General features: G+C 64.6%; 11 protein-coding genes. 9 read left to right on the top strand and 2 right to left on the bottom strand.

All coding sequences use genetic code 11. From position 1 onward, the window contains the following. Position 1 precedes the first annotated feature (1 nt). Both metE and O3298_RS09325 read right to left on the bottom strand, forming a co-directional pair. Positions 2 to 2,287 (bottom strand): 5-methyltetrahydropteroyltriglutamate--homocysteine S-methyltransferase, encoded by a 2,286-nt coding sequence (gene metE, locus O3298_RS09330; RefSeq protein ID WP_305059099.1) that lies wholly within the window; start codon positions 2,285 to 2,287, stop codon positions 2 to 4. Between the two features lie 279 nt (positions 2,288 to 2,566). Continuing rightward, positions 2,567 to 3,601: a LacI family DNA-binding transcriptional regulator gene (locus tag O3298_RS09325; protein WP_099667492.1), complete on the bottom strand. Its 1,035-nt coding sequence runs from the start codon at positions 3,599 to 3,601 to the stop codon at positions 2,567 to 2,569. A gap of 408 nt (positions 3,602 to 4,009) precedes the next feature. Between O3298_RS09325 and araD the strand changes: the two genes are divergently transcribed. The 9 genes from araD (at position 4,010) to O3298_RS09280 (ending at position 13,442) form a co-directional block, all read left to right on the top strand. After that, positions 4,010 to 5,677, top strand: a complete 1,668-nt coding sequence (gene araD, locus O3298_RS09320) for an L-arabinonate dehydratase (protein WP_369811582.1) — start codon at positions 4,010 to 4,012, stop codon at positions 5,675 to 5,677. A gap of 37 nt (positions 5,678 to 5,714) precedes the next feature. Continuing rightward, positions 5,715 to 6,527 (top strand): HpcH/HpaI aldolase/citrate lyase family protein, encoded by an 813-nt coding sequence (locus tag O3298_RS09315; protein ID WP_305059098.1) that lies wholly within the window; start codon positions 5,715 to 5,717, stop codon positions 6,525 to 6,527. A gap of 75 nt (positions 6,528 to 6,602) precedes the next feature. Beyond that, entirely contained in the window at positions 6,603 to 7,706 is a 1,104-nt protein-coding gene (locus O3298_RS09310) for an ABC transporter ATP-binding protein (protein WP_251348281.1), read from the top strand. Positions 7,707 to 7,754: 48 nt separating this feature from the next. Further along, positions 7,755 to 9,017: an ABC transporter substrate-binding protein gene (locus O3298_RS09305; protein WP_305055814.1), complete on the top strand. Its 1,263-nt coding sequence runs from the start codon at positions 7,755 to 7,757 to the stop codon at positions 9,015 to 9,017. 76 nt (positions 9,018 to 9,093) lie between these two features. Then, positions 9,094 to 10,008 carry a carbohydrate ABC transporter permease gene (locus tag O3298_RS09300; RefSeq protein ID WP_289910511.1) on the top strand — a complete coding sequence of 305 codons (915 nt, stop codon included), beginning with the start codon at positions 9,094 to 9,096 and terminating at the stop codon, positions 10,006 to 10,008. After that, the gene (locus O3298_RS09295) at positions 10,005 to 10,835 is read left to right on the top strand and encodes a carbohydrate ABC transporter permease (RefSeq protein ID WP_034755232.1); all 831 of its coding nucleotides are present in this window, start codon (positions 10,005 to 10,007) and stop codon (positions 10,833 to 10,835) included. The genes O3298_RS09300 and O3298_RS09295 overlap by 4 nt, the downstream gene beginning before the upstream one ends. Positions 10,836 to 10,837: 2 nt before the next feature. Then, positions 10,838 to 11,725 (top strand): aldose 1-epimerase, encoded by an 888-nt coding sequence (locus O3298_RS09290; RefSeq protein ID WP_305059097.1) that lies wholly within the window; start codon positions 10,838 to 10,840, stop codon positions 11,723 to 11,725. Next, complete coding sequence (locus O3298_RS09285) at positions 11,718 to 12,626, top strand: SMP-30/gluconolactonase/LRE family protein (RefSeq protein WP_305059095.1); 909 nt, start codon at positions 11,718 to 11,720, stop codon at positions 12,624 to 12,626. The genes O3298_RS09290 and O3298_RS09285 overlap by 8 nt, the downstream gene beginning before the upstream one ends. Positions 12,627 to 12,653: 27 nt before the next feature. Further along, a complete protein-coding gene (locus O3298_RS09280; protein WP_289914293.1) occupies positions 12,654 to 13,442 on the top strand; it encodes an SDR family NAD(P)-dependent oxidoreductase in 789 nt (262 codons plus the stop codon). Positions 13,443 to 13,447 lie beyond the last annotated feature (5 nt).

Genomic DNA, 13,447 nt, shown 5'->3' with positions numbered 1-13,447 from the left:
CTCAGACCTTGTCGCCGCGCAAGGTTTTCGCCGCCGCCACCATATTGGCCAACGCGGGAATGACCTCTTTCCAGCCGCGCGTCTTGAGGCCGCAATCGGGGTTGACCCACAGGCGGTGCGCGGGGATGCGTTCGGCCGCCTTGCGCATCAGCTTGACCATCTGTTCCTGGCTCGGAATGTTGGGCGAGTGGATATCGTAGACGCCGGGGCCGATTTCGTTCGGGTAATTAAAATCATCGAAGGCGTCCAGCAATTCCATATCGGAGCGCGACGTTTCGATCGTGATGACGTCCGCATCCATGTCGGCGATCTGCGCGATGATATCGTTGAATTCCGAATAACACATGTGCGTGTGGATCTGCGTTTCATCGGCCACGCCATTGGCCGTGATGCGGAACGATTCGACGGCCCAGCGCAGGTACTCGGCCCATTGCGACTTGCGCAGCGGCAAGCCTTCGCGCAATGCCGCTTCATCGATCTGTATCACGCGGATGCCGGCCTGCTCCAGGTCCTGCACCTCGGCGCGCATGGCCAGCGCCAGCTGGTGGCACGACACGGAACGGGGCTGGTCGTCGCGCACGAAAGACCAGTTCAGGATGGTGACGGGGCCCGTCAGCATGCCTTTCATCGGCTTGTCCGTCAGCGACTGGGCATAGGTGCTCCACTCGACCGTCATGGCGCGCGGGCGGCTGATGTCGCCGAACAAAATGGGCGGCTTCACGCAGCGCGAACCGTACGATTGCACCCAGCCGAACTGGCTGAAGGCGTAGCCGTCCAGCTGTTCGCCGAAGTATTCCACCATGTCGTTGCGTTCCGCTTCGCCGTGCACGAAGACGTCCAGGCCCAGGCTTTCCTGTTCCTGCACGCAATGGGCGATTTCCGCCTGCATCAGCTTTTTATAGCCGGCTGCATCGAGATGGCCGCTGCGGAACTGGCTGCGGGCCTGGCGGATTGGCGCCGTCTGCGGAAACGAGCCGATGGTCGTCGTCGGGTACAGCGGCAGTTGCAGCAGCGCGGCTTGCTTGGCGGCGCGCTCGGCATAGCCGCTGGCGCGCTGGCCCAGGCTGGCGTCGATGCGGGCCACCGCCGCCTTGACTTGGGGATTATGCACGCGCGGCGACTGGCGGCGCGCTTGCACGGCCGCGAAATTCGCGTCCAGCGCCACTTGCACGGAGGCGCGTCCCTGGTTCAGGGCGCTGGCGATGGTGTGCACTTCATCGAGCTTTTGACGGGCAAAGGCCAGCCAGGATTGGATATCGGTGTCGAGCTTTTGTTCGCTGTCCAGGTCGACGGGCACGTGCAGCAGGGAACACGACGGCGCGATCCACAGGCGCGACTGCAGCCTGGCGTACACGGGTTCCAGCCACGCCAGCACCTCGTTCAAATCCGTCTTCCAGATATTGCGGCCATTCACCACGCCCAGCGACAGGACGCTGGAACTTGGCAATTGGGCGATCACTTGCTCGACTTCCTCGCGGGCATTGACGGCGTCCAGGTGCAAGCCTTGCACGGGCAGCGTGCACGCCAGTTCCAGGTTGTCTTGCAGCTTGCCGAAGTACGTGGCCAGCAGCAGTTTGACGCTGTTGACCTTGCTCAAGGCAGCGTAAGCCGTGACGAGCGCCTGCTGCCAGGCGCCGCCCAGTTCCGTGACGAGTATCGGCTCGTCGATCTGCACCCACTCCACGCCCTGCGCGGCCAGTTCCTGCAGCAGTTGCACGTAGACGGGCAGCAAGCCTTCCAGCAGCGCCAGCTTGTCGGAGTCGTCCTTGGCCTTGCCCAGCCACAAATAGGTGACGGGCCCGATCAGCACGGGCTTGGCCTTTACATTCAGCTGGCGCGCCTGCGCCAGTTGCTGCAGCAGGCGGCTGCTGTCGAGCTTGAATTGCGTGCCGGCCGAAAATTCCGGCACGATATAGTGATAATTGGTATCGAACCATTTCGTCATTTCGCCGGCATGGACGCAGCTGCAATCGCTGTCGCTGGCCGAGCGGCCACGGGCGACGCGGAAATAGTTATCGAGCGCCGCGCCAGTCAGGTGGCGCACACGCTGCGGCAGGTTGCCGACGGTAAAGCTCAAGTCCAGCACCTGGTCATAGAAGGAAAAGTCGCCGACGGGCGCCAGGTCCAGCGCGTCCTGGTCTTGCCAGTGGCGCTGGCGCAACTCGGCGCCCTGGCCTTCCAGCGCGGCCAAGGTGCTGCCGCCCTTCCAGTAATCTTCCAGGGCGAATTTCAGTTCACGTTTGGCGCCGATGCGCGGGTAGCCCAGATTGTGTGTCGTGACGGTCATGGCGGTAGTGCCTCCTAGTGAAGTATGAATGCATCATAGTGGCTTTTATCCATGAAAAATAATGGTAAAACTTCATACATCCATTATTGCCACTCATGTGAATACATGCTCGAACACCGACGGGGCAAAAAAAAGCCCGCTGCGGGAGCGGGCTGAATCTAATTCCTGTGAGGAAGTAGAGGAGACAGATGAATGATGCCGCATCGCAGCATATCAAGCCAATTGCATGTTGTGATGATGGAAATATGATTCATCAATATCTGTCGCAGCCGGGGCATCTCAGGCGCTGGCCCGCGCGATCAGCTGGTAGGCCAGCGGCGCCAGGGCCGGCGGCGCGGCGCCCTCGTCCACTTCCCCCAGGCGCTGCAGGATGGCTTGCGCGGCCAGCCGGCCGATGTCATAGCGGGGCACGCGGATCGTCGTCAGCGCCGGCATGAGTTTTTCCGAGAACGGGAAGTCGCCAAAGCCCGCCACCGCGCATTGCTCGGGAATGCGGATGCCCAGGCGCGCCGCTTCATAGATGGCCCCGGCAGCCATGTTGTCGTTGGCAAAAAACAGGGCGTCGGGACGCTCGGCGCGCGCCATTTGCTCGCTGAATACTTGCCCGCCCGCGTCGAGCGGTGCCGTCACCGATGCTTGCACGATTTCCGGACGCAAACCCAGCTGCTGCATGGTTTCCTCATAGCCCTGGGCCCGCTTGCGCGCGCGGAAATCGCTGCCGATGCCGCTGTCGACGTAGACGATGCGCCGGTAGCCTTGCGCGTGCAGGTACAAGGTCATGTCGCGCCCGGTGGCGATGTGCGAAAAACCGATTTGCGGATACGGCCGCTCGGGGCGGATATCCCACGTTTCGATGACGGGGATCTGCAAGCCGGCCAGCAAGGTTTCCGTGGCGGCGCTGTGGTCGGCGCCCGTCAGCACCAGCGCGCGCGGCGACCAGCCGAGAAAGGCGCGCACCACCTTCTCTTCCGTCTCGATCGAGTAATCGTGGGTGGCCAGCAGCAACTGGTAATTGTGCTGCGACAATGTGGTCGACAAGCCCTGGATGGTTTCCGCAAAGATGGAGTTCGACACGCTGGGCACGATGGCGCCCACGATGCGGCCCTGGGTCGACGCCAGGCCGCCGGCCGCCTCGTTGCGGATGTAGCCGAGCTGGTCGATGGCGCTCTTGATGCGCTCGCGCGTTTCCTGCGACACGCGGTCCGGCTCCTTGAAATAGCGCGACACGGAAATGGCCGAGGTCTGTGCCAATTTGGCCACATCGAACACGGTGCTGCGGCCGAGGCCACGCCGCTTGCGTACTGGGTCGTTCATGGGTACTGCCTTCTCAAAAATCGGTGATCACCATGCATCATGCCATGGCCGGCGGCACAGAGGATGCCAGCGTGGCGCCGCTGCGCCGCGGCGCACCGCGATGCATGCCGGCCGGGCCGCAGAAGTTCCACCCTGGAAATTGGTGCCATTGAAATCATGCCGATAGTGTAATGGCTACGCGCATTCCCCCTGCATTAAATCTGTTGACAGTCCCCTGCGATTCAAATTATATTTCGCTGTACTTGCAATGTTAGCGCTAACAAAGGCGACAGGCAAGACCCGAGACAGCAGCACTGGAACGCCATACGCAGCGCGCCAGGCAACCAAAAAGGACACACATTGAGCTCCGCTACCTCCCGCCGCACGCTGGAATCCCTGCGCAGCCAGCGCTGGCTGGCCCCAGACGACATGCGCTCGTTCGCCCACCGCCAGCGCCTGCAGCAGATGGGCCTGCGCCGCGAGGAATTCCTCGACCGCCCCGTCATCGCCATCATCAATACCTGGAGCGACCTGTCGCCGTGCCATTCGCACCTGCGCGAACGGGCCGAAGCCGTCAAACGGGGCATCCTGCTGGCCGGCGGCTTCCCCGTCGAACTGCCGGCCCTGTCGCTGGGCGAAGTGATGGTCAAGCCCACCACCATGATCTACCGCAACTTCCTCGCCATGGAAACGGAAGAACTGCTGCGCTCGCTACCCATCGACGGCGCCGTGCTGCTCGGCGGCTGCGACAAGACGACGCCCGGCATGCTGATGGGCGCCATCAGCATGGACATCCCCGCCATCTTCTGCCCCGCCGGCCCCATGCTCAACGACCGCTACCGTGGCCAGAGCGTGGGCGCGGGCACGCATACCAAGAAATTCTGGGACGATTACGTGGCCGGCGACATCGCCAAGCCCGAGTGGATCAAGCTGGAAGCGAAAATGACGCGCTCGCCCGGCACCTGCAACACCATGGGCACGGCGTCCACCATGACGTCCATCGTCGAAGCCATGGGCTTTACCTTGCCGGGTGCCACCAGCATTCCCGCCATGGATGCCAACCACGTGCGCATGGCTTCGCAATGCGGCGAGCGCATCGTCGGCATGGTGTGGGAAGACTTGAAGCCGTCGCGCTTCTTCACCCGCGCCGCGCTGTCGAATGGCGTGGCCGCCTATATGGCGCTCGGCGGCTCGACCAACGCGGCCATCCACCTGGTCGCCATCGCCGGGCGCGCCGGCCTGGCCCTGTCGCTCGATGAAATGGATGCGATGGCGCAAAAAGTGCCCGTCATCGCCAACCTCTTCCCGTCCGGCGACAAGCTGATGGAAGATTTCTTCTATGCGGGCGGCATGCCGGCCCTGCTCAAGGAAATCATGCCGCAGCTGGACTTGACGGCCTTGACGGTGACGGGCCGTACCCTGGGCGAGAACATCGCCGACGCCGTCTGCCTGGACGACAGCGTCATCCGCAAGGTGTCGCAGCCGGTGGCCGACGGCGCGGCGCTGGCCGTGCTGCGCGGCAACCTGTGTCCCGGCGGCGCCGTCATCAAGCCGTCGGCCGCCAACCCGAAGTTCGCCAAACACCGGGGACGCGCTCTCGTGTTCGACTCGAACGCGGAAATGCTGGCGCAAATCCACGCGCCCGACCTGGATATCGATGAAAACACGGTCTTGATCCTGCGCAATGGCGGCCCCATCGGCGCGCCCGGCATGCCGGAATGGGGCAATCTGCCCGTGCCGAAAAAGCTGCTGCAGCAGGGCATACGCGACATGGTGCGCATCTCCGACGCGCGCATGAGCGGCACCCATTACGGCACCTGCGTGCTGCACGTCACGCCCGAAGCGGCCGTCGGCGGCCCGCTGGCCCTCGTGCGCAACGGCGACATGATCGAACTGGACATCGCCGCGCGCAGCCTGAACATGGATGTGACGGACGAGGAACTGGCACGCCGCCGCGCCGAGTGGCAGGCGCCCGCGCAGAAATATGCGCGCGGCTACACCAAGCTGTACATGGAGCACGTGACGCAGGCGGACCAGGGCTGCGACCTGGACTTCTTGCTGGGCAACGCCGCCACGCCGGAGCCGCCGATTTTCTGACGCCGCCGCCTTCCCTACCTATATAGAGAGCACAACTATGGATATCCTGGACAACCCTTTCCGCGCCTTGCTGGCGGACAACGCAGTACCGCTGGGCAGCTGGCTGATGGCCGGCACGCCCGTCACGGCCGAAGCCATGGGCTGCGCCGGCTTCGACTGGCTGGTGCTGGACATGGAACACGTGCCCATCGATTACCAGGATGCCTACCAGATCCTGCAAGCCTTGGGCGGCACGCCGGCCTGCCCCGTCGTGCGCCTGGCCTGGAACGACCTGGTGCAGATCAAGCGCGCGCTCGACATCGGCGCGCAAACCCTGATGTTCCCGTTCGTGGAAAACGTGGCCGAAGCGCGCAGCGCCGTGGCCGCCACCCGCTATCCGCAGCCGGGCCAGGCCATTCCCGGCACGCGCGGTTTTGCCGCCATGCACCGCGCCAGCCGCTACGGCACCGTGCCTGACTACGCCACGCGCGCCAACGGCGCCGTCTTCTCGATTATCCAGCTGGAAACCCCGGCCGCCCTGGCGCAGCTGGAAGAGATCGCCGCCGTCGATGGCGTCGACGCCCTGTTCGTGGGACCGGGCGACCTGTCGGCCGCCATGGGCCATATCGGCAACATCGGCCACCCGGACGTGCAGGCGGCGATCGCCGACGCGGCCCGCCGCGCCCGCGCCATCGGCAAACCCATCGGCATTGTCGGCCCATCGCCGGAAATGGTGCACACTTTCATCCATTACGGTTATGACTACGTGGCCATCGCTTCGGACATGGGCATGATGATGCGCCAGGCCAACGCCTTTATCACGGCCCTGAAACCGTCGCTGGCGAAAGCCCTCGACACGGGCGCCTACTAATTGTTCTGTTGCAACACATTGTTGCAACGCACGTAACGCGCTCAGACGCGTCATTCGCATCTTTTGGAGACAAGCATGTCAGGTGTAAAACTGGAAAAGGTTGTCAAGAAGTACGACAACGGCGTCGAAGTCATTCATGGCATCGACCTGGAAATCAAGCAAGGCGAATTCGTCGTCTTCGTGGGCCCTTCGGGTTGCGGAAAATCAACACTGATGCGCATGGTCGCGGGCCTGGAATCGATCACGGGCGGCACTATCTCCATCGAGGGACAGGTCGTCAACGACTTGCCGCCGCGCGAGCGCGATATCGCCATGGTGTTCCAGGACTATGCGCTGTATCCGCACAAGTCCGTGTTCGACAACCTGGGCTTTGGCTTGAAACTGCGCAAGTTCCCGAAGGCGGAAATCGAACAGCGCGTGCGCGCCGCCGCCGCCATCCTGAAAATCGACCATTTGCTCGACCGCAAGCCGCGCGCCCTGTCCGGCGGCCAGCGCCAGCGCGTGGCCATGGGCCGCGCCATCGTGCGCCAGGCCAAGCTGTTCCTGTTCGATGAGCCGCTGTCGAACTTGGACGCCCTGCTGCGCTCGGAAATGCGCACGGAAATCAAGAAATTGCACCAGCGCATAGGCGCCACCACCATTTACGTCACGCATGACCAGGTCGAGGCGATGACCCTGGCCGAGCGCATCGTCGTGCTGTCCGGCGGCAACATCATGCAGGTCGGCACGCCGGACCAGATCTACAACGAACCCGTGTCGAAATTCGTCGCCGGTTTCACGGGCTCGCCGCCGATGAACTTCCTCGGCGCCAAGGTGGCGCGCAACGGCGCCGGCCTGGCCGAGATCGTCCTGGGCGCGGCGCGCCTGGCCCTGCCGCCGGAGCGCCAGGCCGCATGCGGCAAGCTCGACGGCCGCGCGGTGGAATTCGGCATCCGCCCGGAAGACATCACGCTGGAAGCGGCCAGTCCCGCCAGCGCCGCCCTGGCCGCGACAGTCGTGGTGGTCGAACCGCTGGGCGCGGAAACCCTGGTCATCTTCCAGTGCGAAGGGGGCGAATTGACGGCGCGCCTGCCGCCCACCTTCGCCCTGGCGCCTGGACAGCAAGTGACGGTACAGCTGGACATGGAAAAATTCCATCTGTTCGATCCGCAAGGGGGCGCGGTACTGCCCTCCCGATAAGCCGCGAACGACCGGCATACCCATTCCAAAAAAACAGGAGACAACATCATGCGTATCAAATCCCTCGTCCTGGCGCTCGGCGCCACTTTCGTCCTTGCCACCGGCTTGGCCACCAACGCCCACGCGCAAACGGTCAAGGTGTTCGTCGGCGGCCAGGAGCGCCCCGAAGTCATGCGCGAACTGTTCGCCAAATTCATGGCCGCCAATCCCGGCGTCAAGATCGACCTGGAAACGGGCGGCGCCACGTCGGAATTGCAGCAGAAATACCTGAACACGGTGCTGTCGGCCGGCGACACCACCCTGGACGTGTTCCTGATCGACATCATCCGCCCGGCCCAGTACGCGTCGGCCGGCTGGATCGAAAGCCTGGACAAATACCTGGGCGCCGACCGCGACAAGATCATGGGCCAGTACCTGCCCGCCTACAAGCAAGCGAATATGGTCGACAACAAGGTCGTGGCCCTGCCCGCCTTTGCCGACGCCATGTTCCTCTATTACCGCAAGGACTTGCTGGCCAAGTACAAGCTGGCGGCGCCGAAAACCTGGGATGAGCTGGCCAGCGTGGCGCGCACCATCCAGGCCGGCGAAAAGAATCCGGATTTGCAAGGCATCAGCTTCCAGGGCAAGGCCATCGAAGGCGCCGTCTGCACCTTCCTGTTGCCGTACTGGAGCCAGGGCGGCGAACTGGTCACAAACGGCAAGCTGACCCTGGACAAGCCCAAGGCGGAAGCGGGCCTGGCCATGTGGCGCAAGCTCGTCGACCAGGGCGTGGCAAAGAAAAACATTGCCGAAGTGGCCACCGACGATACGCGCAAGGAGTTCCAGGCAGGCAATGTCTTGTTCGCCGTCAACTGGGGCTATGCGTGGAACCACTTCCAGGATGGCGCCGACAGCAGCGTGAAAGATAAGGTTGGCGTCGTCAGCCTGCCGGCCATGGCGGGCGGCAAGCCGGCCTCGTGCATCGGCGGCTGGCAGTGGGCCGTGTCCTCGTTCTCGAAGAACAAGGAGGCGTCCGCCAAGCTGGTGCGCTGGCTGTCGAGCCCAGAAGTGTCGAAGCAGCTGGCCCTCAAGGCGTCCAACCTGCCCGTCTACCCCTCCGTCTACCAGGACAAGGAAGTGCTGGCCGCCAATGGCTGGTTCGCCGATGCCCTGCCGGTGGTGCAAAGCGCCCGCTCGCGCCCCGTCACGCCGCGCTACAGCGAAGTGTCCGAAGCCGTGCGCGTCAACACGAATGCCGTGATGGCGGGCGTGAAGACGCCGGCGGCGGCCGTGGGCGAGATCGAAAACCGCGTCAAGCGCATCCTGCGCTAAGGGGATCACGTCCGTGCCGCCACGACGGCGGCGCGGGCGGCACACGCATACGCACACCGCAACAGACGAGGAAATCATGAGGCAACGCACCCTGAAAAGCCGCATCACGGACCCCAGCGAAACAACGCTGGCCTGGGTCCTGCTGACGCCGGCGATTCTCTTTTTACTGCTGATCGTGGCCTACCCGGTCAGCAAATTGATCTACAACAGCTTTTTCGACATCCGCCTGTCCGGCGGCAGCCTGCCCAGTTTCGTGGGCCTGGACAACTACAAGATGGCGCTGGAAGACGCGCTGTTCTGGAAGTCGCTGAAAAACACCGTCATCATCACCGTCGTCACCGTACCGGGCGCGCTGGTGGCGGGCCTGGGCCTGGCCATGCTGGCCAACATGCCGTTCAAGTACCGCTGGCCCGTGCGCCTGGCGCTGCTGCTGCCGTGGGCACTGCCGCTGGCCTTCGTCGGCCTGATCTTCGCCTGGTTCTTCCACAGCGAATACGGCCTGGTCAACGACATCATCCGCCGCATCGACCTCTTGATCCCCGGCCTGGGCTGGGAACCGCAGATCTGGTTCAATTCGCCCGCGCTGACCATGGCCGCCATCTGCATCACGACCATCTGGAAAACCTCGTCGTTCATGGCCCTGATTTTATTGGCCGGCCTGCAAACCATCCCCGCCTCGCTGTATGAAGCGGCCGAAGTGGATGGCGCCAGCAAATGGAAGCAATTCACGGAAGTGACCCTGCCGCTGCTGGTGCCATCGATGCTGGTGGCGCTGATCTTCCGCACCCTGACAGCCATCCAGTCCTTCGATATTCCGTACAACATGCCCGGCCCTGGCGACGAAACCAAGACCCTGGCCATGTACATCCAGTCCAATACCGTCGATTACCTGGACGTGGGCTACGGCTCGACCCTGGCGGTATTCATGTTCCTGCTGTCGATGGCCACCACGTTTGTGTATCTGAAATATGTAAGAGGAGACAAAGAATGAGCGGCCTGTTTTCATCGAAGCGCCTGCGCTGGTTCGCCGCCGCGATCGTCATCCTCAACGGCGTCTTCCCCGCCCTGTGGATCCTGTTTACCTCGCTCAAGACCGAGAGCGAACTGACGCAAAAGCCGATCACTTACTGGCCGCACGAACCGACCATCGGCAATTTCATCTCCGCTTTCCAGGACCAGCCGCTGCTGACGTTCCTGACGAACAGCCTGATCGTGGCCGGCCTGTCGACCCTGCTCAGCCTGTTCATCAGCGCGCTGGCCGCGTATGCGATCGCCCGCCTGCGCCTGCGCTTCCGCGGCCTGATCCTCACTGCCATCATCGGCGTGTCGATGTTCCCGCTGGTGACCCTGATGGTGCCGCTGTTCGAGATCATGCGCAGCCTGGGCTTGCTGAACTCCTACTGGGCGCTGGTGCTGCCCTACACGGTGCTGAACCTGCCCATCTGCACCCTGATGATGGTGAGCTTTTTCCAGGATATCCCGCGCGACATCGAAAACGCGGCCATGCTCGACGGCTGCACCCGGTTGAGCGCCCTGTGGCGCATCGTGCTGCCGCTGGCCGCGCCGGGCGTGGCGACGGCGGCCATCCTCGCGTTTGTGAATTCCTGGGACGAGTTCCTGCTGGCGCTGTCGATGAATTCAGCCGTGGCTTACCGCACCCTGCCCGTCGGCATCCAGCTGTACCAGGGCGAGTTCGCCTTCCCGTGGCCGATCATTTCGGCGGCGCTGGTGGTGGCCATCGTCCCCATCGTCGTGCTGATCGTGATTTTCCAGGAAAAGGTCGTCAGCGGCCTGACCTCGGGCGGCTTGAAGGGCTGAAAATGGACCACCAGTCTCCCTTCACCCTGGCGCACGGCGACTGCCGCGCCGACGTCCACCCGGCCACGGGTGGCGCGCTGGCGGCTTTCCGCTGGCGCGGGCGCGACATCCTGCGCGCCGCGCCCGCCGCTGCCAACGTGCGGCAAATGGCCTGCTATCCTTTGGTGCCGTATTCGAACCGCATCGGCGGCGCCCTGCTGCAGGCGCAGGAACAGACGCATGCGCTGCGCGCCAACTTCCCGCCCGAGCCGCACAGCATCCACGGCTTCGGCTGGCAGCGCGCCTGGCACGTGGCGGTGCGTGCGGACGACAGCGCCGAACTGCTGCTGGTGCACGGCGGCGACGCCGACTGGCCGTTCGCCTGCGAGGCGCGGCAAACCGTGCTGCTCGACGCTGCCGGCCTGCGCCTGACCTTATCGGTGCGCAATGACGATACGCGCGCCATGCCCGCCGGCCTGGGTTTTCACCCCTACTTTCCGCTGGCGCCCGGCCTGCGCCTGCAAACGCAATGGGATGGCGTGTGGAGCATGGGCGCCGACCACCTGCCGGCCGGTCTGGCGCCCGTGGCGCAAGCGTCGCCATTCGCCACGCCGCAGCCCGTGGCCGGCTGGCACAGCGACCATTGCTACAGCGGCTGGACGGGCCGCGCCAGCCTCGATTACGGCGACTACAGCGTGCAGCTGTCGGCCAGCGACAATTGCCGCCACCTCGTGTGCTTCGCGCCCAACGACGAACGCAGCTTCATCGCCATCGAACCCGTCACGCACGCCAATAACGCGTTTGCGCTGGCAGCGCGCGGTGCGCACGACACGGGCATGCGCCTGCTGGCGCCCGGCGAGACGCTGCACATGGCCATGCGCCTGGCGATCGAGGAGAGCAAGCATGCGTGAATGGCAAGCCGAACTCGTGCTCGACGCGCGCGCCCAGCTGGGCGAATGCCCGCTGTGGAGCGTGGCCGAACAGTGTTTGTACTGGATCGACATCGCCGGACGCCGCCTGCACCGCTACGATCCGGCGACCGGTCTTGATCGCGTCTGGTGGGTGCCGTGCGAACCGGGCTGCATCGCCCTGGCGGAAAAAGGCGGCCTGGTGGCGGCCCTGCGCGACGGTTTCTACCGTTTCTACCCGCAGGAAGGCTTGCTCGACAAGCTGGCCGATGCGCCCTACGACAGCGCCGACATGCGTTTCAACGATGGCCGCTGCGACAGCGCCGGGCGCTTCTGGGCCGGCGCCATGTACGAGCCGCGCACAGCGGAACTGGCTGCCATGTTTTGCCTGGAACGGGGCGCCACGCGCCTGGGCTGGGGGCCGCAGCAGGGCCTTGGCGTGAAAGTCAGCAACGGCCTGGCGTTCGCCGCGGATGGCCAAGCCCTGTTCCAGTCCGACACGCCGAACCACGTGATCTACCGTTTCGCGTTTGACGCGGCCAGCGGCCAGCCGGGCGAGCGCAAGGTGTTTGCCCGCCTGCCCGCCAAGGGCGAAGACGCCGTGTACGGCGGCCGCCCCGATGGCGCGGCGCTCGATGCGGAAGGCTGCTACTGGAGCGCGCAATACGAAGGCGGCCGGGTGCTGCGCTTTTCGCCGCAGGGCGAGATCATCGGCATCGTGCGCGTGCCCGTCACACGCCCCACCATGATCGCCTTTGGCGGCGCCGACCTGCGCACCCTGTACATCACCAGCGCGCGCGAAGGCGCCAGCGACGACGAACTGGCGCGCCAGCCGCAGGCGGGCGGCCTCTTTGCCGTGCGCCTGGACGTGGCCGGCCGCCCCGAACCCCTGTACCGGGATTGATACCCGGATCTTCACCCTGAGGACAGCATGAACGCCAACATCACTCTCTACCCCAGCCTGCAGGACCGCGTGGTCTTCGTTTCCGGCGGCGGCTCCGGCATCGGCGCCGCCCTGGTCGAACACTTCGCCCTGCAAGGCGCGCAAGTGGCTTTTTGCGACATCGACCGCGACGCCAGCGCCGCCCTGGCCGCGCGCCTGGCGCCCCTGTGCCGCCATGCGCCCTGTTTCGTCTACAGCGACATCCGCGACATCGCCGCCTACCAGGCCAGCCTGGCCGACGTCGAGGCGCGCTTCGGCGCCATCCGCGTGCTGCTCAATAACGCGGGCCGCGACGACCGCCATTCGCTGGCCGAACTGACGCCCGAGTACTGGGACAACTGCCTGGCACTGAACCTCAAGCACCACGTGTTCGCCATCCAGCAGGTGGCGCCCGGCATGGCCGCCGCCGGCGGCGGTTCCATCATCAACCTCGGCTCCATTTCATGGATGCGCGGACGCCCCAACCTGGTCGGCTACACCACGTCCAAGGCGGGCATCGCGGGCCTGTCGCGCACCCTGGCGCGCGAGCTGGGCGAACAGAATATCCGCGTCAACGCCATCGCGCCGGGCGCCATCGCCACGGACCGCCAGGCCGCGCTGTGGCGCGACCCGGAAGAAGACCGCCGCTTCATCGAACTGCAATGCCTGAAATACCGGCTCGACGCGGGCCACGTGGCGCGCACGGCCCTGTTCCTGGCAGCCGACGATTCGGACGGCATCACGGGACAGAACATCATCGTCGATGCCGGCCTCGCGCAAGTATCTGTAGCTGGCTAAGCCCC

The sequence above is a fragment of the Janthinobacterium sp. SUN137 genome, from assembly GCF_030587265.1.
Taxonomy (GTDB): Bacteria; Pseudomonadota; Gammaproteobacteria; order Burkholderiales; family Burkholderiaceae_D; genus Janthinobacterium; species Janthinobacterium kumbetense.
The sequence above is the reverse complement of the archived record's forward strand: the minus strand, read 5'-3'. Positions and strand labels throughout refer to the sequence as shown.

Excerpts from the sequence above, each read along its gene's own strand:
- metE (WP_305059099.1), bottom strand. The coding sequence starts at position 2,287 with ATGACCGTCACGACACACAATCTGGGCTACCCGCGCATCGGCGCCAAA.
- O3298_RS09325 (WP_099667492.1), bottom strand. The coding sequence starts at position 3,601 with ATGAACGACCCAGTACGCAAGCGGCGTGGCCTCGGCCGCAGCACCGTG.
- araD (WP_369811582.1), top strand. The coding sequence starts at position 4,010 with ATGCGCTCGTTCGCCCACCGCCAGCGCCTGCAGCAGATGGGCCTGCGC.
- O3298_RS09315 (WP_305059098.1), top strand. The coding sequence starts at position 5,715 with ATGGATATCCTGGACAACCCTTTCCGCGCCTTGCTGGCGGACAACGCA.
- O3298_RS09310 (WP_251348281.1), top strand. The coding sequence starts at position 6,603 with ATGTCAGGTGTAAAACTGGAAAAGGTTGTCAAGAAGTACGACAACGGC.
- O3298_RS09305 (WP_305055814.1), top strand. The coding sequence starts at position 7,755 with ATGCGTATCAAATCCCTCGTCCTGGCGCTCGGCGCCACTTTCGTCCTT.
- O3298_RS09300 (WP_289910511.1), top strand. The coding sequence starts at position 9,094 with ATGAGGCAACGCACCCTGAAAAGCCGCATCACGGACCCCAGCGAAACA.
- O3298_RS09295 (WP_034755232.1), top strand. The coding sequence starts at position 10,005 with ATGAGCGGCCTGTTTTCATCGAAGCGCCTGCGCTGGTTCGCCGCCGCG.
- O3298_RS09290 (WP_305059097.1), top strand. The coding sequence starts at position 10,838 with ATGGACCACCAGTCTCCCTTCACCCTGGCGCACGGCGACTGCCGCGCC.
- O3298_RS09285 (WP_305059095.1), top strand. The coding sequence starts at position 11,718 with ATGCGTGAATGGCAAGCCGAACTCGTGCTCGACGCGCGCGCCCAGCTG.
- O3298_RS09280 (WP_289914293.1), top strand. The coding sequence starts at position 12,654 with ATGAACGCCAACATCACTCTCTACCCCAGCCTGCAGGACCGCGTGGTC.